The sequence below is a fragment of the Sinorhizobium terangae genome (assembly GCF_029714365.1).
Taxonomy (GTDB): domain Bacteria; phylum Pseudomonadota; class Alphaproteobacteria; order Rhizobiales; family Rhizobiaceae; genus Sinorhizobium; species Sinorhizobium terangae.
This window is the reverse complement of record NZ_CP121659.1, coordinates 3,306,932-3,331,607: the sequence shown is the minus strand read 5'-3', so window position 1 is coordinate 3,331,607 and position 24,676 is coordinate 3,306,932. Positions and strand designations below refer to the sequence as shown.

General features: G+C 59.1%; 21 protein-coding genes and 1 tRNA gene. 11 read left to right on the top strand and 11 right to left on the bottom strand.

The window, feature by feature from the left end; all coding sequences use genetic code 11:
- The first annotated feature begins 55 nt into the window (after positions 1-55).
- Both QA637_RS15775 and QA637_RS15770 read left to right on the top strand, forming a co-directional pair.
- Entirely contained in the window at positions 56-580 is a 525-nt protein-coding gene (locus QA637_RS15775; protein WP_283062269.1) for an ImmA/IrrE family metallo-endopeptidase, read from the top strand.
- A 59-nt stretch (positions 581-639) separates the two neighbouring features.
- A complete protein-coding gene (locus QA637_RS15770) occupies positions 640-1,743 on the top strand; it encodes a hypothetical protein (RefSeq protein WP_283062268.1) in 1,104 nt (367 codons plus the stop codon).
- A gap of 57 nt (positions 1,744-1,800) precedes the next feature.
- Here QA637_RS15770 and QA637_RS15765 read toward each other — a convergent pair whose 3' ends face one another.
- Together QA637_RS15765 and QA637_RS15760 are read right to left on the bottom strand one after the other, a co-directional pair.
- A complete protein-coding gene (locus QA637_RS15765) occupies positions 1,801-2,493 on the bottom strand; it encodes a DUF6998 domain-containing protein (protein WP_283062267.1) in 693 nt (230 codons plus the stop codon).
- Between the two features lie 56 nt (positions 2,494-2,549).
- Positions 2,550-3,566 carry a hypothetical protein gene (locus tag QA637_RS15760; RefSeq protein ID WP_283062266.1) on the bottom strand — a complete coding sequence of 339 codons (1,017 nt, stop codon included), beginning with the start codon at positions 3,564-3,566 and terminating at the stop codon, positions 2,550-2,552.
- Between the two features lie 175 nt (positions 3,567-3,741).
- Here QA637_RS15760 and QA637_RS15755 point away from each other — a divergent pair, with 175 nt between their 5' ends.
- Positions 3,742-4,734, top strand: coding sequence for a site-specific integrase (locus QA637_RS15755; protein WP_283062265.1), 993 nt, complete (start codon positions 3,742-3,744; stop codon positions 4,732-4,734).
- Between the two features lie 1,201 nt (positions 4,735-5,935).
- Positions 5,936-6,469: a hypothetical protein gene (locus QA637_RS15750; RefSeq protein ID WP_283062263.1), complete on the top strand. Its 534-nt coding sequence runs from the start codon at positions 5,936-5,938 to the stop codon at positions 6,467-6,469.
- A 15-nt stretch (positions 6,470-6,484) separates the two neighbouring features.
- Here QA637_RS15750 and QA637_RS15745 read toward each other — a convergent pair whose 3' ends face one another.
- On the bottom strand, positions 6,485-7,066 hold the full coding sequence (locus QA637_RS15745) for a recombinase family protein (protein ID WP_283062261.1): 582 nt from the start codon (positions 7,064-7,066) through the stop codon (positions 6,485-6,487).
- A 222-nt stretch (positions 7,067-7,288) separates the two neighbouring features.
- Here QA637_RS15745 and QA637_RS15740 point away from each other — a divergent pair, with 222 nt between their 5' ends.
- On the top strand, positions 7,289-7,660 hold the full coding sequence (locus tag QA637_RS15740) for a hypothetical protein (RefSeq protein WP_283062260.1): 372 nt from the start codon (positions 7,289-7,291) through the stop codon (positions 7,658-7,660).
- Between the two features lie 220 nt (positions 7,661-7,880).
- Here QA637_RS15740 and QA637_RS15735 read toward each other — a convergent pair whose 3' ends face one another.
- From QA637_RS15735 to QA637_RS15715, 5 genes are all read right to left on the bottom strand, one after another.
- Positions 7,881-8,183 carry a hypothetical protein gene (locus QA637_RS15735; protein WP_283062259.1) on the bottom strand — a complete coding sequence of 101 codons (303 nt, stop codon included), beginning with the start codon at positions 8,181-8,183 and terminating at the stop codon, positions 7,881-7,883.
- A 147-nt stretch (positions 8,184-8,330) separates the two neighbouring features.
- Entirely contained in the window at positions 8,331-9,785 is a 1,455-nt protein-coding gene (locus QA637_RS15730; protein ID WP_283062257.1) for a type I restriction-modification system subunit M, read from the bottom strand.
- Between the two features lie 9 nt (positions 9,786-9,794).
- Positions 9,795-11,474, bottom strand: coding sequence for a DUF262 domain-containing protein (locus tag QA637_RS15725; protein ID WP_283062255.1), 1,680 nt, complete (start codon positions 11,472-11,474; stop codon positions 9,795-9,797).
- A 56-nt stretch (positions 11,475-11,530) separates the two neighbouring features.
- A complete protein-coding gene (locus QA637_RS15720; protein WP_283062254.1) occupies positions 11,531-12,997 on the bottom strand; it encodes a restriction endonuclease subunit S in 1,467 nt (488 codons plus the stop codon).
- The gene (locus tag QA637_RS15715) at positions 12,997-15,735 is read right to left on the bottom strand and encodes a type I restriction endonuclease subunit R (protein ID WP_283062252.1); all 2,739 of its coding nucleotides are present in this window, start codon (positions 15,733-15,735) and stop codon (positions 12,997-12,999) included. Before QA637_RS15715 ends, QA637_RS15720 begins: the two co-directional genes overlap by 1 nt.
- 142 nt (positions 15,736-15,877) lie before the next feature.
- Here QA637_RS15715 and QA637_RS15710 point away from each other — a divergent pair, with 142 nt between their 5' ends.
- Together QA637_RS15710 and QA637_RS15705 are read left to right on the top strand one after the other, a co-directional pair.
- Entirely contained in the window at positions 15,878-16,822 is a 945-nt protein-coding gene (locus tag QA637_RS15710; RefSeq protein ID WP_283062250.1) for a DUF4357 domain-containing protein, read from the top strand.
- Between the two features lie 95 nt (positions 16,823-16,917).
- Positions 16,918-17,007 (top strand) — tRNA-Ser (locus QA637_RS15705).
- A 27-nt stretch (positions 17,008-17,034) separates the two neighbouring features.
- On the opposite strand, the gene QA637_RS15700 is transcribed toward QA637_RS15705, so the two are convergent.
- Positions 17,035-17,835: a DUF429 domain-containing protein gene (locus QA637_RS15700; protein ID WP_283062248.1), complete on the bottom strand. Its 801-nt coding sequence runs from the start codon at positions 17,833-17,835 to the stop codon at positions 17,035-17,037.
- 37 nt (positions 17,836-17,872) lie between these two features.
- Positions 17,873-18,382: a hypothetical protein gene (locus QA637_RS15695; RefSeq protein ID WP_283062246.1), complete on the bottom strand. Its 510-nt coding sequence runs from the start codon at positions 18,380-18,382 to the stop codon at positions 17,873-17,875.
- Between the two features lie 470 nt (positions 18,383-18,852).
- On the opposite strand from QA637_RS15695, the gene QA637_RS15690 reads away from it, so the two are divergent.
- Complete coding sequence (locus tag QA637_RS15690; protein WP_283062244.1) at positions 18,853-19,014, top strand: hypothetical protein; 162 nt, start codon at positions 18,853-18,855, stop codon at positions 19,012-19,014.
- 17 nt (positions 19,015-19,031) lie between these two features.
- On the opposite strand, the gene QA637_RS15685 is transcribed toward QA637_RS15690, so the two are convergent.
- Positions 19,032-20,339, bottom strand: coding sequence for an amidase (locus QA637_RS15685; protein WP_283062242.1), 1,308 nt, complete (start codon positions 20,337-20,339; stop codon positions 19,032-19,034).
- Between the two features lie 226 nt (positions 20,340-20,565).
- Between QA637_RS15685 and QA637_RS15680 the strand changes: the two genes are divergently transcribed.
- The 3 genes from QA637_RS15680 (at position 20,566) to typA (ending at position 24,668) form a co-directional block, all read left to right on the top strand.
- Positions 20,566-20,787 carry a KTSC domain-containing protein gene (locus QA637_RS15680; RefSeq protein ID WP_153436725.1) on the top strand — a complete coding sequence of 74 codons (222 nt, stop codon included), beginning with the start codon at positions 20,566-20,568 and terminating at the stop codon, positions 20,785-20,787.
- A gap of 292 nt (positions 20,788-21,079) precedes the next feature.
- Positions 21,080-22,642 (top strand): alkaline phosphatase D family protein, encoded by a 1,563-nt coding sequence (locus tag QA637_RS15675; protein ID WP_283062240.1) that lies wholly within the window; start codon positions 21,080-21,082, stop codon positions 22,640-22,642.
- 199 nt (positions 22,643-22,841) lie between these two features.
- Positions 22,842-24,668, top strand: a complete 1,827-nt coding sequence (gene typA, locus QA637_RS15670; RefSeq protein WP_153436723.1) for a translational GTPase TypA — start codon at positions 22,842-22,844, stop codon at positions 24,666-24,668.
- Positions 24,669-24,676: the final 8 nt, after the last annotated feature.

Sequence of the window (24,676 nt, the reverse complement as noted above, 5' to 3'; positions counted from 1 at the left end):
GCAGATTCGCCAAATCAACGTAGAATCGATTTGCGAAACGCGAGGCAAGTTACACATGGCCTATAGCCAACCTGTAGAATGCGGACTCAATAAGAGCTCGGTTGACGCCTTGGCCGCTGATGTTGCTCGCCAGGTGGGATACGAGCCAGGGGCTGATCTGATCCCGATCGTCAAACAGCTCGGCGGGCGTATTGCGGTAAATGACGTATGGGACGTGTCGGACGCCACTTCAGGTTCGATCACTGTCGAAGAAAACGGCTCATTCGTCATAGCTCTGGCCTCCCACACAGGGATGGAGCGGGATCGGTTCACGATCGCTCATGAGCTCGGACACTATGTCCTTCACTATTTATGGCCTCGTCACAATGGCAAGTCTGTCGGGGCGATGGAGGCGCGGCGCTACGGGTCCGGTCGTGTTGAGTGGGAGGCTAATTGGTTTGCCGCTGGTTTCCTGATGCCGGCCGAACTATTCAAATCCGCTTGGGTAGAGCTCGACGGCGTATTAGGTGAACTCGCCGATCGGTTCGGGGTGTCAACTGAAGCAGCGCGAATTCGAGCGGAAACTTTGGGCCTTAAGTGAGTTCTCCATCTGTCTCGCCAAGCTATGACGGCCCGCTTGTATCGACCCTACGCTTGTTCATGAGCGTGGATCTGGTTGGATCAACTGCCTTCAAGCAGGCCAATCAAAGAGCCTTCAAATCCGACGAAAAGAGCGAGGCGTCGCTTGCGGAACCCTGGTTCTCTCCGATTGCTCAATTCTACAAGGAAATCGAACGACTATTTGCACGCGAGTGGCAGTCTTACGTCGATGGGCTTGCCGCTCGATTGAGGTGGCCGCCTGGACCCGCGCCGGAGCTTTGGAAGAGTGCCGGCGACGAGTTGCTGTATGTTAAGGTCCTAACAGATCACCGTCAGGCGGCTGCGTGTATTTTATGTTGGAAGAGGACCGTTGAAGAGTATAGAGTTCAGCTGAAAAAGCACTACCCATCCTTGGACTTGAAGTGCACTGCTTGGATAGCTGGATTTCCGATTACAAACACAGAAGTTGTATTTAGTAAAAGCGTCGATGCCGGAGAAATACCAGACGATGATGATCCTCTATACGTAAATCTTGACCTCCTTCACCGATATTATCTCAATTCAAAAGACCCTAATCTTACAAAGGACTTCATTGGCCCCTCTGTTGATACTGGCTTTCGCCTTTGCGGTCTAAGTAGCCCGCGCAAATTTGTCATATCGGTCGACCTTGCCCTAATGATTGTCCATGCCATTCGTGCACGACCGCCTGGAGCCGAGGAAATCAGTATCGTGCTCCACTATCAGGGTCGAGTGCACTTGAAAGGCGTTCTCGGTGGAAAGTCATATCCGGTATTTTGGATAGACATGGCGGTCGACTCAGGCCTGGACCGGTTGGAAGATCGGCTGTTGGAAATTCAGCCGCGTAACACAGATGATATCAAGTTGTTCTGCGAAGAGTTTTTTAGCTCTCACTCAGGTAGTGTAATGATCCCGTATATCGCGGGAAATCCAGATCCGTATTTTGCGAATATACCGGAGTGGCACATCGAGAAGATTAATAGGCTTAGGGAGTATTGGGAGCAAGAGTCGCACAGACGTGCTCTGGAGCAGGAAAGCTTAACTTCTGAGGGTGGGGGTAAGGAACCTGAGAAGGAGCAAGTTGCAAGCCTCTTCGCTTCTCTGGTGAAGGTAATACTCGACAACAGCCCGACGAAGGGGAATTAGGGCGTTTTAGCGCCGGAATTGAGCTTGGAGATAATCCCGAAGCGACTTCGCCGATGATCATCTGTTGTCTCGCGCATTCAAGGCGCGAATAACATCAGCTCCGAGTTGCTGAGTGTTCTTCAACCCACCCTTCGAGTTGAACAGATCCACACCCACCTCGGTTGCTATTGGTCTCAAGATCTCCTTGACGACGAGCGGCTGCACTTCCCCATTGCGACGGATGCGGATCGCGCCGCTTTCGTATTGAACGATCGCAAGGTCGGCGTAGGAGGCGCGAGCAGTAATCTCCAGACCTTCGACTGGTCGTTCTTCCCGATTTCCGCGAGCGATCGGATAAATGAACTTGCCGCCCTGGGAGCGCATCCGTTGTTGGGCATCATGAGCAGAAGTATCGAGGAGTTCTTCGACCGAAACACCTTTCTCATCATCAATGTTGACCCGCAGCACCATTATGCGGTCCACATGGTGAAACGTGTTCTGGTTGAAGCTAACGTGGTTAGAGGTCGTGACGGTCTTGACCGATACTCGTTCATTGGATGCCGAAACGACGTCATATCCGCGCTGATTGGTATCGAGGGCCATTTGCCCACGAGTGATCATCGCGGCGTAAAGCTCACCAATTCGACCGGTGAGGTGATTGAGTTCGCCTGGGCTAACACCCCAACTGACTTCTTTTTCGAACCAGGAGAGCGCTTCAGCAAGTGACTGGATAATCTGCACCTGGGTGAGGGTTGGGCGGTCAGACTTCATGAGCACTTCCAGAATCGAACAGGGTCTGGAGCGTGCTCCAGTTGTGGATCAGTGATTTATCTATCTGTGCGCCTATGTCGCATATGGCGACCAATACGCACGCGGATACCTCGCTCTTGTAGTTCTTGTTGCATCAGAACTGCAAACTTCTGTTCCCAGCCCGCGGAATGAACTATCCGGTCAAATTCTGAGTGAGGTAGCTTTAAAAGCTCACTTCGAGGGCGACGAGAGAGGTCCTCCCAATTGGCATACATTACATACAGCGCATTGCCGTAGCGCAGGTTTTCGAACGCCACCAGGTCCTCGGCAAATTTTGCCCCTATGTATTGGTCATTGCCGCCCAAGCCCTGGAAGTATTCAAGCGGTTTAAACTGCTCGAACAGTTCAAGGCGCTCGCGAACCGTTTCTGGGTCTATTCCGGCAATTCGGCTCCCAGCCGCCGCCGCAACGATTCTTCCAAGATCGCCAGGCGGGAACACAGTCCAATTTAAAACCGACGTGAAAACGAACTCCGGATTCTCGGCGCTCACTACGCCAGCAGTCCCTGTGTTCTCTTGCAGTAAATTTAGAGCAAACAGAAGATCGGCGTTGAAAGACGCACTTTCACGATCGAAAATTTGGTCAATCGAGAAAACAATTCCATAGGTATTCTCGTCAACCTTCTCTTGAATAGATATGTTTAGTTGGAACAGGTAGGGAGGCATGGAGTCTTTATGGTAAACCTCTCTCGGTATTGCTACCGTTGCCCATCCGTTTCGTGAGGCATCACCATAAATGGGTATATCTTGATAGAAGTATTTTTTATACTTCGGTAGATCCTTTCGAATTGTCTCCCATCCCTCTTGATTTCGACCGGAGATGAGACCCACTTCCGCAGGAGGAATTAAGTCCCACTGAGTTCCAGGAATTAGCTTGTTTTCATCGAGTCCAATGTGGAGATACTCGCCGTCTCGAACATCTCTTGCAGTTATCCTTTTTCCGGCGAGCACCTGTATGTTCTGAGTGGGTATTTCACCGAGCTTGACTTCGACAGAGCGTGGAATCGCTCGAAATGATTTCTTCCAATTCCCCATTGGCTCTCCGACGATGTCTATATGCAATAAGTTGAAGTTTCGATTTGCTACACGTGACTTTCCGTTGTCAATAGTTCGCTCGCCGCAACTCCAGCTTTCGCTTATGGCTGGAAAAATCCTTGGCCCCACCTTCGGGGCGTCCTACGCGTGGTCTCATATACACACCGGAGATCATATGGCGACGATTCGGAAGCTCAGGGGACGTTGGCAAGCTCAGGTGCGCCGGCGCGGGATGAAACCTCGCTGCAAGTCATTCGACAGCAAGCTCGAAGCCGAGAAGTGGGCGCGCGAACTTGAAGCCCAGGTCGACAGGTTCGGTGCCGCACCGGACACGAAAGTCCTGGAGAACACAACACTCGGCGAGCTTCTGGAACGTTATCAGCGCGAGGTGTCGCCGACCAAGCGCGGCTCGGTGCAGGAGATCCAGAGGATCGACGTCCTACGGCGTCACGAGCTTGCTTACCGGACCATGATCGGGCTGAGCCAGCAGGACATCGCTTCGTTCCGTGACGAGCGGCTTCGCAGCGTAGCTCCATCTACCGCCGTCCGCGAACTCGCGATCCTCAGCCACGTCATCGAAGTTGCGATCCGCGATTGGGGTCTGCCGCTAAGTCGCAATGTCGTGAAGCTCGTGCGCCGCCCGGTCATTCGGAATGAGCGCAGCCGGCGACTGACGGGTGACGAGGAACAGCGCCTGCTCGACGCATGTGCCGGCGGGAAAATACCGTTCTTTAAGACACTCATCATTCTTGCCATCGAGACCGGGATGCGCCGTGGAGAGATCCTCGGGCTGCAATGGTGCGACATCTCTCACAATCGTCGGGTGATCTCGTTGAAGATGACGAAGAACGGATCCGGACGAGAGGTGCCTCTGTCACCGCGCGCGTTCGACGCCCTGACGGAGTGGAAGACGCGGGCGGATCCGGACCAGCCCCGCGTGTTTCCGATGGCTCCAGGTTCGCTGGAGCAAGCGTGGTATCGTCTTCTCACCCGGGCTGAGGTTACAGAGCTGCGGTTCCACGATCTACGTCACGAAGGGGTCAGCCGCTTGTTCGAGCGTGGGCTCAACGTGATCGAGGTCAGTAGCATCTCAGGGCACAAGGAACTCCGGATGCTCAAGCGCTATACGCACCTGAGCGCTGACGATCTTGTCGGACGTCTCGGATAGCTCAATCTACAACTCCGATGCGTCGCGCAGCCCTGCGCGACCTTTACCTTTTCCCGATCGCACGCAAGGTTTGTCAGGTTCGTAGACGAAAACCGTTGCAAAATACCTATCGGTGGTTGCGTTCGCTGGTGTGCAGACGTTGTCAATTGACGCCGAAGCCTGACGAACCTTTACGCTAACTTTACGCTAACTTGACAGATCCGCGCGATTTCTGCGTTTTTGCCCAACGCGTAAAGGTTCTATAGCCCGCTTTGGTTGTGTCGAGCCGAAGCTTAGCCTGGGCGTTCTTGAGACGGTGCCGGACACAAGGTGCATTTGCCTACGGTGTGGCAGGTTGGTCAGTCCAGGTCTCTCAAAACCCCTTGATTCCCAGTGTCGAAAACATATCCAAGTGCGTCACCGGGTATGGAGTAGTAGATCTATCTACAAGCGATGCGGCCTCGCCATTCCCGGTATGGATTGGCTCGGGCTGCCCCAAACAGCGTCATACTTGGGATTGATTGACATTCTCGCCTACGATCACCCGCAGCTCGCCGCCCTTCTGTTCGCCGCCATCCGGTGCCGGGGAGCCTCCTGTGCCGACCCGATGCTGGGCACCGGGTGAAGCTCGCCGATCATCGAAGTCCTAGGAAAATTCAACTCCCATGATGGGGATGTCTTCCGTGCTGGCGACAACGCGAGGTCCAAACCTCCCATGCCGAAAATCGACAGAGACGATCACAGGCGAGCGCCAACAGCCGGGTAGCATAATTCTGCATCTTGAGTGACGGATCGCGCCTACGCGAATCCTCGAGTCAGTGAGTGGTCGTTGACATCATCACTTCTACAGGGGCGCCGCGAGCAGCATCGCTTTCATCGTTTCGGACAGGGCCGCCGCAAATTCCTGTCTGATGCGAGACAGGCCCGCGACCGGAGCGCGGCCGGAGTCCTCTTATTGGTGTAGATGCTTTCCGCCGAGGCCTCTTTCTCTTCCGTGGAGTATCAAGGCATAGAGATACGCCCGGAGCGTGAACTTTTGGCCGATTTATCCAGTATTTATATAAGTATATTCTTGAATAGATATAACTAAACAGATTAAGACGGCCAAAAGTTCACGCTCCCGGTTTTTCAAAATTTATTCCTTCCGTTCATGACTTGAAGCGGTTCCTCCGGCCCGCCGCTATAAGTCTCGTTAAAGACAACTGGCAGAGGACTCTCCGGCATGGAAAATCTGAACGATGACGACACGTATGTTCTCGAACCTGCAGTAATCAAGCTCACTCCGTATGACCGCCGGTTGCAAGAACTTCGTGCTTTGCAAGACAAGCGCGATGAGCTTTTTCTGTATCCGGATAGCCAGCGCCGCATTGCTGAACTGGATCACCAGATCAAGGAGGCGAAGGAGCGGTTCGAGAAAGAAAAGAGGCGCAGCACTGATGATGACTGGCGCAGATTGCGTGACATTGACGACTGGCGCTCTCGCGACGGTAGGGAATTGCGCAATGCCAGTCGGCGCAAGGTTCGAAGTAAGCCGAATGAAGGCTTGTCGCACTTGACGCCCGAGCAGAAAGAAGAACGCAAGCGCTTCCAGCGTGCGGACGCAAACTTTATCAAGCGCCAGGAGCAGAAGGGCGTGTCGGAGGCTGACATTCAGGCAGCTCTTTTGGTTCGGCAGCAGCAGCGTGACGCCAAGCGTAGTGCGGTGGCAGAAGTCGAACGTCAGTTGGCGACGAATCCGGCTTACGGAATGTTTTGATCTCGGGACGATCTCTCATGCCGAGATGCCGGGACAGGCAGATTGCTTTCGCAGCAACCGCCCAAGGGTGCGCGGGTGAACCTGATAGTCATCCGCCACCTCGGTGACGGAACGCCGGTCGCGCTCGATGGCTGCTTTGGCCTCGGCGAGCTGCTCGGCCGTCATGGCCGGCCTTCTGCCGATCCGTCTACCGCGAGCACGGGCGGCAGCCATGCCCGCCCGCGTTCGCTCGCTGATCAGAGACCGCTCGAACTCGGCCATGCTTGCCAGGACGTGCAGAAGCAGCCGTCCGGCGGACGTGCTCGTGTCCATGCTCTCGCTCAATGAGCGGAATTCGACACCGCGCTGGTTGAGGTCGCTGACCAGCTTCAGCAACTCAAACAGCGACCGTCCGAGACGATCCAACCGCCAGACGGTGAGCGTGTCGCCGCTGCGAAGCGCTCGAAGCAACTTGCTCAGACCAGGACGGGAAAAGTTCGCGCCCGAGAAGCCTTCGTCAGTGAGGATCTTCTCGCAGCCTGCTGCCTTCAGTGCCGTGAGCTGCAGATCGAGGTTCTGCTCGGCCGTGCTGACGCGAGCATATCCAAAGTTGCGCATATACCGCCTATATCAACGACTGTCGGAAAACGTGTTCTCCGACTGAGAATACCCGCCAAGGTATTGATTTAAAGGAACCTTTTTGTGCGGCATGGGGTTTCTGTGGACCGCAGAGGCAGAGCTGAAGGATATCAGCGAGTTAGTGCGGGGCGCGGGTTGCGGGGTTCGTTATGACGGAACCCTTCCCTTTTGTGCGGTGCTCTAACCGAACCTGAGTTGTCGATGAAACAGACCTCTTCGCTCGCTGCCGCCATTTTTCTGGCCATGTATCCCATGATCCAAGCTCAAGCTGACGACGACCTTTCCACCTCCGTGGATGTTCTGGCTATGAACGTCGCCACGATCCGCGTCATCTCCGAGAACTGCCGGCTTGAAATCGACCCAATGCTGGAGGGAAGGGTATTTGAGGCACTGGCAGCGGTGGCGGAAATTCAGATGAGCGATCTTGTCTCTCTATTCCTCCAGCGCCACAGGAACGAAGTCCATGCTAGAGGACGTAAATGTTACCCAGGCGACGTGGATCACCTAAAATCGCTGACGAACATCTACCAAATGAGCATAGCGAACCTGAAAGAGCTCGTTGCTGCTCGATGAGCGGCTTGATCGACAAAATCGCGCGCGCCTCATAAAGAGGCGTTCGCTGCAAGCCACTTCTGCAGGGCGAGGATTACGTCGGGCTGAAGGCGCGTTCCTCGCGCCAATGCCATTCCGACCGATGCGTTGAGCGGTGGATATCCCAGCTCCACCATGAGATCTCCCATGGCCAGGTGCCGCTTCGACATGATCAGCTCGATCCGCCGGCCAGCTACTGGTGTCAGCCGCCGATCGATTGCAAACCAGCGGTGCCGGCACTGGGCATCGAGGGGAGTGAGCCCGCCGACAGGGCGCCCGATGCCATCAACCACTTCAAGAAATCTGCTTGCTCGGCAGTATCCGCCTTCGACCAGGCATTCTTCAGTTCGAGTAAGCGCGTTCTTACTTTCTTTATCCCGGCAGCTACAGCGGCATCCGTCACCGTGCGGTGCTTTCCGGCTTTGAGATCAGCATAGACCGACGGGTGATCTCGTTTTAGGCGGTCCTCATAATACGCGCGATCGCGCGCCTGCTTCTTCGCCATTTTAGTATCCGTCAAGAACCGTCGCCCAATCCGTCAGGGAGACTCGCTGGCGCGTTTGGCACGTCCGGCGATGTAGTGCAGTGCGCAGAACGCGCGGAACCAGCCGTTGAGCGTCTGTGAGTCAATGGTGACGCATCTACGATCCGATCACGCGCCAGCCGCGCCAAGGGCCTTCGCGACGCCTCGAAACTTATCCAGCGCGAGCTCCAGGCTCTCGACAACTTCGGCGGCGACCTCGTCGGGTGGGGGCAACAGGTCGGGGTCGTCGAGGCTGTCGTCCTTCAGCCAGAAGAGGTCGAGGTTAACCTTGTCGCGGGCGAGGAGGGCTTCGAGTGGGTAGCGTTTGAAGCGCGCACTCTCCTCCCGCTCGTGCCGACGACCGGACCTGTAGCAGGCGACGAAGTCGTTGAGGTCGGCGCGGGTCATCGGGCGCTCTTTCAGGGTGAAGCGCTTGTTGGTTCTCAGGTCGTAGATCCAGAGATCCTTGGTCGCGGCCGCTTCGGAGGGCGGCTTCTTGTCGAAGAAGAGCACGTTCGCCTTGACGCCCTGCTTGTAGAAGATGCCGGTCGGCAGGCGGAGCAGGGTGTGGAAGTCGAAGTTCTGCAGAAGGCGCCTGCGGATCGTCTCGCCTGCTCCACCTTCGAAGAGCACGTTGTCGGGCAGGACGACGCCGGCCTCGCCGTTCGGCGCGAGCACCGTCATGATGTGCTGCAGGAAGTTCAGCTGCTTGTTCGAGGTGGTGACGAAGAAGTCCTGGCGATCATAATCCTCGCGCTCGGTATCGATTTCGCCGTCGTTTCGGATGACGCGATAGCTCTGCTTCTTGCCGAAGGGCGGGTTGGCGAGCACGACGTCATAGGTCTTGCCGCCGGCCCCGAGCAGGGCGTCCTTGGCCTCAACGATCGATTCTACGCCGGTGATACCGTGCAGATAGAGGTTCATAGCGGCGAGTCGCACGACTTCGGGCACGATATCGACGCCGGAGAACTTGTTCTTGAGCGCCGAATAGACCGCCCGGTCACGGGCCTTCGGATGCTTCTTCATGTGCTGCCAGGCGGCGAGCAGGAAGCCAGCGGTGCCGCAGGCTGGATCATGAACCGTCTGGTGTGGCTGGGGGTCGACCACCTCGACCATGGCGTCGATCACCGCGCGTGGAGTGAAGTATTGGCCGGCGCCGGATTTGACGTCCTCGGCGTTGCGGGCGAGCAAGCCTTCGTAGATGTCGCCCTTCACGTCGACCGGCAGGCCGAGCCAGGTCTCGCTGTCGATCAGGCCGACCAAACGCTTAAGCTTGGCCGGATCCTGAATCTCGTTCTGGGCCTTGAGGAAGATCGCGCCGATGATGCCGCCCTGCTTCGACAGCGTCTCCAAGAGGTTGCCATAGGTGGTGCTCAGCGCCTCGCCGGAGAGATCGCGGATATCCGACCAGCAGGCGCCGTTCGGCAGCATGGAAGCCTCGCCGATCTGCGTCACCCGCTCGTCGTCCATCTTGAGGAAGAGCAGGTAGGAGATCTGGCTGATGTAGGCCTGATAGGAAACGCCCTGGTCGCGCAGCACATGTGCGAAGTTCCAGACCTTGGCGACGAGGGTTTGGGAATTCATAATGCGTCCTTAAGCTAACCGCCAGAGCTTCTCGATAGCTCCAATCAACTCGACCTGACGCTTTTGCATCGTGTCGAGGTTCCAAGTTGTCTCTGCAAGGACTTTGCTGGTCAGCGCAAAATTCGCCACACCTGCCTTTGTCGAGAAGTATTTGGACTTCTTGTCGGCGAAATCATAATTGCTGGCCTGGGAATTCTTTCGTCTGGTCAGCAATACCAGGTTGGCGAGTTTGTGGACCCACTGCTGTCTGTCAGCATCAGTCGGGAAGTCAATCGACCATTGGCTAGCTGCCGGCGGGTTCTGTGGCAGCACATGCTCTACACTGACAACCGGCGTATTGTAGACCGCACTACCACCAGATAGCAGTTCGTCAAGCCGCAGCAGGAGCGGAAGCCTTATGCGCGTCACAGTGTAGATATCCCCTCCGAGGGATTTACGCACTTCAAGCTTTTCATTGTCGTCGAGCTGGAGAGCAGAACCCTCTGCGAAAAGATCGTCCTTTGCCTGTATCGCTGCCAGCAGCTTGCCGTATCGTCGTATGCGCTCGGAGGGATCCCTGCGCATCAGGAACATTCCGTAGGCGAGCCGTTCAAGGTCCGACAGGAACTGGAGAATAAAATCAGGGTTGTCGCGATAGCGGGCAATGACTTCAATTGCCGGTGGCTGCCAGTCAAAATTGTCAAGACGCGAAAGGTGGGTGAGCTGCCGATTAATCGCGTCCGCGTTTTTGAAGCTGGAGAAGCTCCGATCCGTGATTTCCTCGTAAGCGCTGGCATATGGGGACAGCTCATTATCGATGAAGTTTGCCGGGTCCTTCCGCGTCGGCACAAACTCTCTGAACTCTGCGATGAGTGTTCCTTGCATCTTCTGTTTGCGATGGATCATGCGAATATGGCCGAACAACTCGGCGAAGCGGGCGCGACCGAGTTCGTCTTCCATGTCCTCCCATTTTTCAGTGTATTCCTCCTGCCTATCAGCAGACAGCGCACCGATGATCTCTGCCTTCAGGACGTCCGCCGGTGAGAGGTCCAGGCCCCTGGAGTTCATGACGGAGAAGATGCGAAAAGCGGAGTCCTGATCCGAGGCAGCAACGAGGACAAGATAGCAGCGCTGGGCGATGAACATTGTCAGCCGCCGGCATTGTTCCTCGGACAATTCCTTCAGTCGTTCGCGTAAAAAGGTGGCGTTTTCCACCATACGTGCGCGCGCGTCCTTCAAATGGCGCACGTCCGGCAAGGTTGCGGTCGCTCCTTCAGTCTGGATCGCAGCTCGAAAAAAACCGGCGTCACGCTCTCGGGTTGTCAGCCGAAAGACATCCTCTGTCCCTTTTATCGGATCGCCTGTCTGGCAAATGTAGCCATGGATTGCGCTGGCGATCTTTGGTTCAGCCAGATCCCGTAGGACGCCGAGCAGGATCGTGAGGGTCGTCAATCTCTGCTGGCCATCAACCACGTCTGCTTCCGGTTTCTGCGGATCTTTGATCAGCACCACGCTTCCCAGGAAATAGGGGCTTGCATCGGCAACGTTGCCACTGGTCCCGCAGGCGGTCTGGATATCGTCCAGCAATTCGCTAGCTTGTTCCGTGGTCCAGGCATAAGGCCGTTGATAGGATGGGATCCGAAATAGATACTTGTCGCAGAATATATCGAGGATCGGTTTTTCACTGGCTTCGATCGTGTGGCGTGTCATGCGCTGCTTCTTCCCCTAGGGCTTTTTTGCTTGAGCACCATGGCGCTTGGATAACTTTAGGGTGCGATTATCTTGGCGAGTAGCACCGAGGCGGGCTCGTCATGCGGATCCTGGAGCGCGAGTGTGCCTTCGAAGGCGGACTTTAGGATCGCTTGACGGAGGCGAGCGGCATCCAAGGACGACTTATCCAGCTCGGTAAGAGCGTCATCAAACGCGGTCTGCAATTCAGATGTTACGTGCAGGATGGCGCCGATTTCGTCCAGCGGTGGCAATGGTATCCGGATGTTACTAACCTTACCGGCATTGAGCGCCGGCTGATTTCCACCCTGACTAGCCTTCCGCGAAGCAGTGTATTGTTGCTCCAGGACGCAATAAATATATTCGGGAGGTATGGGTGTCGCGGACACTCGTATGGCGGCACAGTTTTGGTTATTGGCTGCGGGCACATCGAGGATGGCACACTGGCCCCGCGTCTTGCCTTCTCCGATCATCGCCAGGAGAACTGTTCCAGGAGGATGGAGGCGCGTCGATGCATTTCCCAGGCCCGCCCGAGAAATCGTTTCCTTTGTATGACGAATGCGGCAAAAGGCGACCTCGCCACTGCTTACCCAAGATATTCCGCCATTCCAAAGAGTCGGGTCTGACCTGGAAGGGGTGGAGCCAGTGCTGACGTCAAAAAGATCACCAATTCTAGCCCACGCCCACCCCTTCGGCAGGTCTGGCAACTCCGAAGTGTCCAGCGGCTCGTTCACCTGCGCGCGCTTGCCTCGTCCTTTGGATGTGTTCGCCTCGCGCTCCGCCCTGATGCGGGCGAGCAGGTCGTGGCCGGTCTCGGTCGGCTTGTTGGTCTCGCGCCAGTCGCGGGTGAGTTCGCCAGTGACGGCGGCCTTCAGCAGGGAGCGACGGAAGGTCTCGAGCCCCCTGCGCGCTTCTTCAAGCGCTGCCTCGCCCTCGGCGATCTCGGCAAACAGGGTATCGATGCGTTCGACGATGCGGCGTTGTTCGGGAAGCGGTGCCAGCGGGATTGAGCTTTCACGAAGAAAACCTGCGGGGACGCGAAGCTGACCTGCCGACCCGCTCATGTTTCGCTGTGCCTCGTGACGGAACCTTCGGCTGACAAGCCAATACCATAGGAACCTCTGGGCAACGGCTACAGGTCTGAGAACGTGAAATTCAGTCGAGCCGGCGGCAAAGCGTTCGGCAAGTTCTGGGACCGGGGCGACCTTCCCGTTTTCCATGCACGGAGTAATTTTGGCAAACAGCACATCGCCCTGTTGAAACCGCATGTAACCCTTCGCCACTGCGGCGACCGGGCGCCTTGCTGACAAGTTGATTGCTCCGGTCTCCTCGCTGACGGCTGCCATAGGCACAAAGCTCAGCTCGCTATCGGCTGGAAGCTCTTCGAATGTCGTGGACGGGTTGACCGGTGCTACCGTCTCAATGGTCGTCCAGCACCAGCCCCTCGGCAGTTCCCAGGGCTCGTCGCTCGAGCCACCCTCCCGCTCCGCCACCGTCATGTCCATCACGCCACCAAGACTTCCGTCAGTTCATCGAGCAGGGCCGGCAGGCGTGCGCCGAACAAGCCTCGCGCCTTGATCATGCCGCCGCGCCCGGAAAATTCCGGCGCGTCCATGATGTCTTCCGGGCGGATTTCGATATTGACCGCCAGATGATCACGGATTGCCAGGAGCCAGGCACGCTGCTCGTCGCTATAGGTTCGCCCGGCCTTTTCCTCGCGGCCGAGCCAGAGATTGAATCTCCCGGCCACAAGCGACGTCAGCGGCTCCAGCGATTCGGCCTCTCCCATAGCATAGCGCACCAGCATGACGATATCGGCAAGCGTGCCGGCCGGGTTGCCGCGCACCATTTCCGAGGCGAGGCGATTGTAGGCGCGCCAGATGTCAACCGGTTCCAGAAGCCAGGGCGGTCGCTTCAGCGCATCGCGCAGCTCGTCCACCGCTTCATAGGTGAGCCGCCTCTGCGCATAGGGCCGATGGTAGAGGATCTGCAAGGCGACGAGCTCATCCTGCTTTTCCTCCAGGAAGGCCTTGAAGCGCTTCACCGTGTCGCCTGCCTTGGCTTCGTCCCAGCCGGAGGAGACGACGGCATCGACCGAGACGGTATCGATGCGGATATCGGCGGCAGCCTTGACGTCCTTCAGGAGCGTGCGCAGCTTCGGATCATCGAAGAGCATGGCCGCCTGTTCCTTGACCGCGTCCTTGGCGCGCTGTTGCTCGGGCTCGGGCGCCGTCTTCGGGATATGGGCGGCGAGCGCATCCGGATCGATGGCATCGAGCAGGCGGGCGGCGATCGCCTTCAGATCCAAGCCGCCCGTCGCTTTGACAACGGCGGCGCGATCCTTGTCGCCGATGCGGCGGTCGAGCGCTGAAAGGCGGGCGGCCAGCGTGGCAAAGGCATCATCATCGCGTCGTCCCGCGGCGATCTCGTCGATCAGTTTGTCGAAGGAGATGGCGCGGTTGCGCTCCAGCGGCTGCGATATACTCTTCAGGCTCTCCGAGACGCCGACGGCATCGACCAGGACGAAGCGCGTCTTGGCGTCGGCATCCGGCGTCACCTCGCGCAGCTTTTCCGGGCTGATAGTGCGCGCGCCGCGCCCCTTCATCTGCTCGAAATAGAGCTCGGACTTGACGTCGCGCAGAAAGATCAGGGCTTCAAGCGGCTTCACGTCGGTGCCGGTCGCGATCATATCGACGGTGACGGCGATGCGGGGATTGTAGTCGTTGCGGAAGGCGCGAATCAGCTGTTCGGGGTCTGCGCCGTCGATCTTGTAGGTGATTTTCTTGGCGAAGTCGTTGCCCTTGCCGAAGACGTCGCGGACGATGGTGACGATCTCTTCGGCATGATGATCGTCCTTGGCGAAGATGAGGGTCTTCGGAACCTCCTGACGACCTGGGAAAAGCTCGGTGAACAGCGAGTCGCGATAGGTCTCCAGCACCGTGCGGATCTGGTTCGGAACGACGACCGTGCGGTCGAGCTGGTCGGCCGTATAGGCGAAGTCCTCGCTCAGCGTTTCGTATCGCTCGGCGCGCGTGCGCTTGTCGCGGACGGGGAGATCATAGCCGGCTTTAACGGTCGCGCCGCGTTCGCCGATTTCGGTGCGGATGCGGAATATCTCGAAGCCGACATTGACGCCGTCGACCACGGAGCGCTCGTAGGGGTATTGCGCGACGAGATTGCGACCGAAGAAGCCAAGCGTGTGTAAGGACGGTGTCGCCGTCAGGCCGACGATGAAGGCGTCGAAATAGTCGAGCACCTGGCGCCATGTGCCGTAGATTGATCTATGGCATTCGTCAGTTATAACGAGGTCGAAGCTTTCGATCGGGATTGACGGATTGTAGCTGACGAAGCGCTCCTGCCCACCCGGGACGGCTTCGAAAGCCGACGCTTCTTCCTCGTCGTCATCCAATTCCTTTCCCGTCAGCACCGAATAGACACGCTGGATGGTGGAAACGACGATCTGCGCATCCTTGTCGATGCCGGCGCTGCCGAGCTTCTGGACATTGTAGATCTCGGAGAAGGATCGCCCAGTGCCGGGCGGGCGATAGGCGAGATATTCGTCTCGCGTCTGGCGCACCAAGTTTGCCCGGTCAGCGAGGAAGAGGATACGATTGAAGCCGGAATGGGCGAGCAGGCGATAGCTGAGCGTCGCGGCCGTGAAGGTCTTGCCAGCGCCGGTCGCCATCTGCACCAGCGCACGCGGGCGGTTCTGGGCCAGCGACTGCTCGAGGTTGGTCACCGCATCGATCTGGCAGCCTCGCAGATCGTCTTCCACAAGAGGCGGCATCTGCTGCAGGCGGGCGCGAAGAGACTTCGGCTCGCGCAGCCAGAGCTCCAGGGTTTCGGGTCGATGAAAGGTAAAGACTCGACGGGAGACAGGCTCCGGATCAGCATGATCGCGAAACAGCGTCTCGCTGCCGGATGCGACATATTCGAAGCGCACCTGGCCATCCTCGCGGACCAGATGGCCCGGCATATCATGAATGTAACGGGCGGCCTGATCCGAGAAGCCGGAGAGCGTCGTTCCCTCGGCCTTGGCCTCGACGACACCGCAGAGCCTTCGGCCGACGAAGAGAGCGTAATCGACGGGACCGGACGCCGTCTGAAACTCGCGCACCGCGACGCCTGGGCCGGCGCCGAGATTCATTTCCGAGCGCGACTGAACCATCCACCCACAAGCGACCAACTGCCGGTCGATCAGCGAGCGGGCACGATCCTCAGGATGGAATGCGGCGTCGTTCATGGGTGAGACATTACGAACCACGCCAGCAATAGGGAAGTCATTTTGCACGCAAAAGCTGAAAAGTTTCAGTCAAGGCTTTGACTTACGGGCAAGCCTGCGCGTTACTGCACTTCAATCGCAGGCGTGGGTGGGTGCTTTGTTCATGAGTTACGGTGAAGCTGTCGGTCGGGTCGTGAAGATCTTCATCACCGGTCAGGATCCTCGAAGTCTTCGCACGGTCGAGCTCGACAACTGGACAGGCGTTGCGATCACCGGGCAACCGGAATTCTTCAAGAAAGCTCTGGAAGCCGAGGTTCTGAGCCGTTCCTGTGTCTATCTGTTGATTAGAAGCGGCGCCGATGACGACCTGCCGGAGATCTATGTCGGCGAAAGTGACGACTTTTCCCAGCGTTACACGAACGGCAAGTTCCCGATCGAATTCGATACTTTCCTGATCTTCACGAGCAAGGACGACAATCTCACGCGAGCGCATGTGAAGTGGCTGGAGCTGAAGCTGTGGTCGATCCTGCGCGGCAACAGCGGCAAGGTGGTGGTCGCGAATGCCAACAAGCCGACGAGCTCCAATTTGCCGCGCGCTGATATCGCGACCATGCAGACCTATTTGGGGAACATGATCTACGTGCTCGAGGCCCTGGGCTATGACCTCTTCTCCGTCCAGGAGCGAACGTCGACGTCGCCAGCCAAGCAAAACGATCCGGCCATTGTTGAGGTGCCGACCTTGTCGATCGACCTTTACGCGACACTGCCCAAGCGGCCGGATGATCGGGCCTACCTCAGATATGCTGACGGTGCCTACGTGCTCTTGACGGGCTCGAAGATCAACACGAAGACGACGGAGAGCCTGCCGGCGAACGTTAAGAAGCTTCGGGACCAGCTGATCGGAGATGGAGGGCTCCTTCCTAGAGGAGATCACTTGGAGCTGACGCGAGATATACCTTTCTCCAAACCCTCACCGGCGTCTGCTCTCGTGAAGGGGCGAAGCTCGACCGGATACGGCGACTGGCTCCGAGAAGGGGATAGCGTGCCCCTGGGTGCAGTCCTCGGAATTGCTGCCGCTTCCACTGCCGTCGACGATCCGGCACAATGAGGCCACGCCCATCGTGCCGGTTCAGTGATGATAGCGGCTATACTAACCTGCCGCTATGAACCCGACCGCGCTGTCCAAGCGCCAACCGGCCCCGCGGAGAGGTGGCAGAGTGGTTGAATGCACCGCACTCGAAATGCGGCATGGGTGCAAGCCCATCGGGGGTTCGAATCCCCCCCTCTCCGCCAGTAAATGACGCGATGGCTAAACAACGCCTAGCTGCCCGTTGTGCCACTCGCCGACACGGCTGCCCTGTTCTCCGCCAAAGCCTGTCTCGCCCACTCCGCCCAAAGCTCCGCCGGCGGTAGCCAGAGCCAACCTCCGGCGTCGTCCCCGACGATTTCGGACTTGCCTGCGGCGGCGGTTGCCGCTGTCAGTAGGCAGATCCACGCTGCCCGTTTTTCATGGTCTCGTTCGGTTGTGACCTTCTGAAGCAACGTCTCATTGTTCCAGCCGATGGCGCGAAGAAGCCTGTCGAAGACGCGGCTTTCAACCGAATGGTCGTACAGCCAGTCGAACTTCCTGCGCTTCGCCGCCTTCGACATGGCAAAACGCTCATTCTCAAGAAGGACGCCGAGAAAGGCGTTGGGGAAAGCTTCGATGATTGCGGCTCCGGGGATGACGGACTTGGCGATCATCGGTGCGGCCGCAAGGTGCCTGACCTGCGCTGCCGTCTCGGCCGCGGCTTTTCTCAGGGCGAGACCATGGCCGTGGTGGCTGAGTCCCGGCTTGCAGCGCGTTTGGAATGCCCCGCGGATAAATAGGCGTTCGCAGAAACGACCGAGGTCATCGGGCGCGTCAGGCGGCATCAAGGGGCCGTCGATGGCGATAACCGAGAATGTCGTCGACGCCGGAATGTGGCGCTGTCGGCGGTCCCAGTCACTGTGCGTCCGTGCGCAGCCGAAGTTTCCGTCGACACACCACGCAACGCCCGTGGTCGGCCGCGACCGCGAGTATCCGACGTCGATGCCGAGCAGTTGGTCGGAGCGGGTTTCCTTCAACGTTGCAACTCCCATGGCAAGCGCTGCTCGTGCCGAAATCACACCTGTAGGCTCATCCCGGCGCGTTCGTGCGCAGCCATGCCTCCAACGCGGCGATCACCGCCAATCTGAGGCTTGCGCCGCGGGCAAGCGCATGGGCGAGGGAACGGTCGTCGGGGGCGAACCCGATTTCCTGCATGACGTCGCCCGGCTTCAGCCGGCGTTGGGCCATGATCGCTTTGATCTCCGTGATCGCGGAGGGCAGCAGATAGCGGCCGCTTGCGATCGGAGCCTCCACGGCAGCCGCAGAGGGCGATGGGGCGGGGGAATGCGCAGCAGCCGTTGTTGACAGCGCGCCCCTGGCCGCGAGCCAGTTCAAAAAGGCATCACGCTCGGCGTCGGTCGCCTTCCCCCAGGAATTCTTGAGCTTATCAAGCCGGGTGCGCTCCGGCTTTATGCCGGCGGTCACGAGGGCCTTGCGCAAGGATGGGATCCTGCCGGAAAGAAAAGCGCCATGGACATCGGGGAACTCGGATCTCAGCCGCTGCAGATAATGTGTATTGTCGGTTTTCTTCTTCGCCATCCTCACATCCGCCGTCGAGTTCCGTGATCCTCTATCGTGCCTGCAATGCAAGGGCGAGCAAAAAGCGTACCCCACAGGGGGCACAGCCGGAACAAATAGCAATCCAAAGCGCTACAGCATCCTTTGCGCGCCTGATGACAGTACACAGTAGCGCAACGGGTTTGACGAATGTGTTTCTGCCGTGATCCCTGTGCTTGTCACAGGTATCCAGCAGCGCCGCGTCCGCGGCGCAGAAGAGTCATTCAGCCCAAGGACTTGAGTTGGCTGGATTCCTGTGACAAGCAGGAATGAGGCTTGAGGAGAAGCGTTGCCGTACCGCGGCCGACGAGGCAGCACTACCCTGCTGTCGTGTAAGACAGGCGGCGCTGCAGCGAGCGGTGATTTGCGCCGTCCCACAAGCCCTGCACAAGTCGGCCTTCCTATCACCGTCTCAACTGCCGGAATGTGACGCGGCGAAAGAGGACGATGAGATGTCAAATGATGTTCAGCACTACAGCGACCCGCAGGATGCCGCTCTGGCCCTGCTTCTCGCCAACAATCGCGGCGACGAACTCACGGACATTCTGGTTGCCGCGCTCGAAGATGCATTTCGGATCCTCGACGAGGATGGGGCGTCCGAGGCTGTGCATTGAAGCTTAGGCCGCATCATTCAGCCGGCTTGCAGCAACCTTTCGACGGACGCCGCTGCGGCCAGCAGCGTCCGGTCCGTCCCGCTTCGTCCGACCAGCATCAAACCCGCCGGTAGGCTTGTGCCAGCCATCGGCAGCGTGACAGCCGTCAGGTCGAATTGATTGGCGACCTGCGTGTTGCGCAGGAGCAGGTCTTCGACGCGACGATACTCCTGTTGGTCATGTTCCACAGAGACAATGCGGACGGCGGGGATCGGCATGGTCGGAAGGACGATGAGGTCGTAGGGCGCCAGCCGCTCGTGCATGGCGCGAATGAGGACCTGTCGCGTCTGCAGCAGCTTTTCCAGTGTGGCATCGGGTACGGTCAGGCGCCGGCGCAGCGTGGATGTTACCCGGGTATCGACGGGTGCGTCCCCGTCGTCAAGCCAGTCGCGATGTATACGGCTGCCTTCGATGGCGGCGATCGAGCCGATCTGCGTTGCCTCGGCAAAGCGGAGGAGCAGATCGTCGATGCTGCATTCGGCGATTTTTGCGCCGGCGCGGGAGAGCGTTTGCAGGCTCGCCTCGAAGGCCCTGGCGATCTCCGGCGCGAGGTCGTCGAGGAGCAGGCCTTTCGGAAGCCCGAGCGTCAATCCGTCGAGGGCCAGCGGCGTCAACGGTCCTGGCGTATCGCCCGCCATGATAGCATCGGCAAGCGCGCAGTCGGCGACCGTGCGTGCGAGGGGGCCGATCGAATCGAGGCTTGGCGATAGGGGGAATGCGCCGTCGAGGGGTACACGCCTTGCGGTCGGCTTGAAGCCGACGAGGCCGTTCAACGCCGCCGGAATGCGCACCGAGCCGCCGGTGTCCGAGCCGATGGCGATCTCGCTTGTGCCTTCCGCCACAGAGACGGCCGCGCCGGACGATGAGCCGCCGGGTACGAGGCGCGCGTCGATCGCATTGCCGGGTACCGGATAGTGCGGATTGAGGCCAACGGCGGTAAACGCGAATTCGGTCATGTGCGTCTTGCCGATGATGACGGCGCCGGCGGCGCGCAGCCGCTGGACGACCGCCGCGTCCGCCGCAGCCGGTTCTGCCGCCCGGCGAATGACCGAGCCGGCAAGCGTCGGCTCGCCGACGACGTCGAAGAGGTCCTTGATCGAGACGATCCGGCCGTCGAGCGGGCCGAGGCTCTTTCCATCGCTCAGCCTTCGGTCGGCGGCGTCGGCCTCCGCGCGGGCGATGTCTGAATAGAGTTTCACGAAGACACGTTCTTTGGCCCGGCGCGCATCCAGGCGGGCGAGAACGGCTTCGAGCCGGTCGCGAGAGGGGGTGTTCGATTGGGCCAAGGAGAAGACCTCGTGAATGGGATAGCCGCTATTTGCACGATTCCGTAATTCGGGACCCGAGTTATGGACAATTCATGCGGCAATTCAAAGTGCTGCGTCTTCATTGCCCGCGGCTGCCTTGCGCGGGACGCCGGCGCCAGGCGGCGCAGCGTCGTTTAAAAATCGCGGCCATTGATGTATGATGTCAGGTGTCAGCGACTTCTGGAAATCAACCGGGAAGACGCCAATGCCAATGTTGCAATCGTCCGCGATCCTGGACTCTTCCGCGATCCAACGTGTCAATTACGACGCGCGCCATCGGACGCTCAGCGTCTGGTTCGTCGGCAATCGCAGACCTTACCATTACCTCGATGTTCCGGAGAGCATCTACGAGGAACTGGTGCATGCGGACTCCGCCGGCGGCTATTTCAACCATCACGTCCGGGATCACTACGATTTCACGCACTGATGCGGGAATGAGGTGAGGCGGCTTTCGGCGCATCTGCGCCCTGCCAGTCGCTTCGGTGGCGCAAGGCCGCCGCGGCAGCTGTACCCGCCAGCGTGACGACGGAACATCGCCCCTCCCCAACCCTATGGTGATAGGCGGCCATAGGCGGGGTTCGCCTTACCGCCGCTCTTTCATAGAACTGTCGCCAAACCGTTCAAATAGTTTCATCCCGCTGTAAAGCCGCTGACATGCGGCTCGCCAATGGTCCGCCGCGAGAACCCGATGATTCGCGAAACGGTACCGGAGGCAGAATTTGGCTGACATTCGAAGCACGCTGACCAGGCGCTCTTTCCTCTTCTCCGCCGGCGCCGCCGGTCTCGTTGCTTCCTCCGGTGTTGCGACACCCTTCTATGCCCGCGGCTATGGGCGGCCGGAATTCCTGCATGGCGTGCAGTCCGGTGACGTCGATACGCAATCGGGCATGGTCTGGACGCGGGTCGACCGGCCAGCGCGGGTAGCCGTCGAATATTCGACCACCGAAAGCTTCTCGAATGCGGTCCGGCTTCCCGACATCGACGCGACGCCGCAGACCGACTGCGCGATCAAGGGCCGGCTCGACAACCTGCTGCCGGACCAGGACATCTTCTACCGCTTCACCGCGACCGATCTTTATGACCCCAATCGCGTGTCCGAGCCGATCGTCGGACGTTTCCGCACGGCGCCGTTGCGCCGACGGTCGGTGCGTTTCGTCTGGTCCGGCGACACGGCAGGCCAGGGCTGGGGCATCGACGAGGTCGGCATGAAGACCTATTCGACCATGCAGCTTCACGAGCCGAATTTCTTCATCCATTCCGGGGACACGATCTATGCCGACAATCCCATCCCGGACGAGATCAAGCTTCGGGACGGGGGCATGTGGAAGAACCGGATCGTCACGCCCGAGAAACGTGACGTCGCCCGTACGCTCGAAGAATATCGCGGCCAGTGGAAATACAATCTGCTCGATGAGCACGTGCGCGGGCTCAATGCCGTCTGCCCCACCTTCTATCAATGGGACGACCACGAGGTCTTGAACAACTGGTCGGCCTCGACCGATCTCAGAGACGATCCGCGCTATCCGGAAAAGGACGTGGCGGTCTACGCGTCGCGTGCTGCTCGTGCCTTCCACGAGATGACGCCGATCCGCACCTTGCCGACACAGCCTGGACGCATCTTCCGCAAGGTTGCTTACGGCCCATTGCTGGACGTCTTTTTCGTCGATCTGCGCTCCTATCGCGGCCCCAACCAGGGGGAGGGCGACGGCGGTCTCTTCGGCTGGCGGCAGGCGGACTGGCTGAAACGGGAACTGGCTGCCTCGCGCGCCACCTGGAAGGTGATCGCCTGCGACATGCCGATCGGCCTCGTCGTCTGGGACGATTATTCGGCAAGACGCGGGTCGGACGCGATTTCCAACGGCCAAAACGGCGCGCCGATGGGAAGGGAGACGGAATTCGCTGACCTGCTGCGGTTCATCCGTGACAACGCGATCGAGAACGTTGTCTGGCTGACGGCGGACGTCCACTATACGGCCGCACATCACTACGATCCGTCGCGCGCCGCCTTCAAGGAATTCCTGCCCTTCTGGGAGTTCGTGTCCGGCCCCTTGCATTCCGGCACCTACGGTCCGAAGGAACTCGACATGACCTTTGGCCCCGAGGTCCGCTTCATCAAGGCGTCCGGCGGCGGCATCGACAGCAACCTGCCGCCATCTGCCGGCCTGCAATTCTTCGGCATCGTCGACATCAACGGCCGGACGCAACAGATGACCGTTCGGCTGATGGATCGCCAGGATAAGGAGCTCTGGCGCGTGACGCTCGATCCGGCGGCCGTTGCTTGAGCGATTCAGAAAGGTGTACCGGATATGGATGGGAGAAGCGCGGATAACCCCCTCTGGCCGGCAGGCCAGAGGGGGTCCAACGCAGCCCTGCTATGTGCGCTGGCCCCTTTCGCTCCTGCAAAAAAACCTGTATGAGCGCGGCAACTGAAAAGCGGTACCCGCCTTGTCGCGCGTGCCCACGAACTTTCCGAGACAAAAAATGAGCATTCGTAACATCGCGATCATCGCGCACGTCGACCATGGGAAGACCACGCTCGTCGACGAGCTTCTGAAGCAATCGGGGTCCTTCCGCGAGAACCAGCGCGTTGCCGAACGTGTGATGGATTCTAACGACCTGGAAAAGGAGCGCGGCATCACCATTCTCGCCAAGGCGACCTCGGTCGAGTGGAAGGGGACGCGCATCAATATCGTCGACACCCCCGGTCACGCCGACTTCGGCGGTGAAGTCGAACGCATCCTGTCCATGGTGGATGGCGCGATCGTGCTCGTCGATGCCTCCGAAGGCCCGATGCCGCAGACGAAGTTCGTCGTGGGCAAGGCGCTGAAGGTCGGACTGAAGCCGATCGTCGCGATCAACAAGATCGACCGCCCGGACGGCCGCCACGAAGAGGTCATCAATGAGGTCTTCGACCTCTTCGCCGCGCTCGACGCCACCGACGAGCAGCTCGATTTCCCGATCCTCTACGGTTCCGGTCGTGACGGCTGGATGAACGTCAATCCAGAAGGTCCGAAGGACCAGGGAATGGCGCCGCTGCTCGACCTGGTTCTGAAGCATGTTCCCGAGCCGACAGTGGCGGAAGGCCCGTTCCGCATGATCGGTACGATCCTTGAGGCGAACCCCTTTCTCGGCCGCATCATCACCGGCCGCGTACACTCCGGCTCCGTCAAGCCGAACCAGGCAGTGAAGGTGCTGGGTCAGGATGGCAAGCTGCTCGAATCCGGTCGTATCTCGAAGATCCTCGCTTTCCGCGGTATCGAGCGTCAGCCGATCGAGGAGGCCCATGCCGGCGACATCGTCGCCATCGCCGGGCTGACCAAGGGCACCGTTGCCGACACCTTCTGTGATCCCTCGATCGCCGAGCCGCTCGAGGCGCAGCCGATCGATCCGCCGACTGTCACCATGTCCTTCATCGTCAACGATTCGCCGCTTGCCGGCACCGAGGGCGACAAGGTGACCTCGCGCGTCATCCGCGACCGCCTGTTCAAGGAAGCAGAAGGCAATGTGGCGCTGAAGATCGAAGAATCCTCCGAGAAGGACTCCTTCTTTGTCTCCGGTCGCGGCGAACTGCAGCTCGCAGTGCTGATCGAAACGATGCGCCGCGAAGGCTTCGAGCTTGCCGTCTCGCGTCCGCGCGTCGTCATGCACAAGGACGAGAGCGGCCAGCTGCTCGAGCCGGTCGAAGAGGTCGTGATCGACGTCGACGAAGAGTATTCCGGCGTCGTCGTGCAGAAGATGTCGGAGCGCAAGGCCGAGATGGTCGAGCTTCGTCCGTCGGGCGGCAATCGCGTTCGTCTCGTCTTCTTTGCCCCGACCCGCGGCCTTATCGGCTACCAGTCGGAACTGCTGACCGATACACGCGGCACGGCGATCATGAACCGCCTCTTCCACGACTATCAGCCCTACAAGGGCGAGATCGGCGGCCGCATCAACGGCGTGCTGCTGGCGAACGAGGCGGGCGAAGCCGTGGCCTACGCGCTCTTCAACCTCGAGGACCGCGGCCCGATGGTGATCGAACCGGGCGAGAAGGTCTATGAGGGCATGATCATCGGCATCCACACCCGCGACAACGACCTCGAAGTCAACGTCTTGAAGGGCAAGAAGCTCACCAACATGCGCGCCGCCGGCAAGGACGAAGCCGTCCGCCTGACGCCGCCGATCAAGATGACACTCGAACGGGCGCTTTCCTGGATCCAGGACGACGAGCTGGTGGAAGTGACGCCGAAGTCGATCCGGCTCAGGAAGCTCCACCTCGACCCGCATGAGCGCAAGCGCTTCGAAAAGGCCCGGACCGCCGGCGCGGCGTAACTACCCTT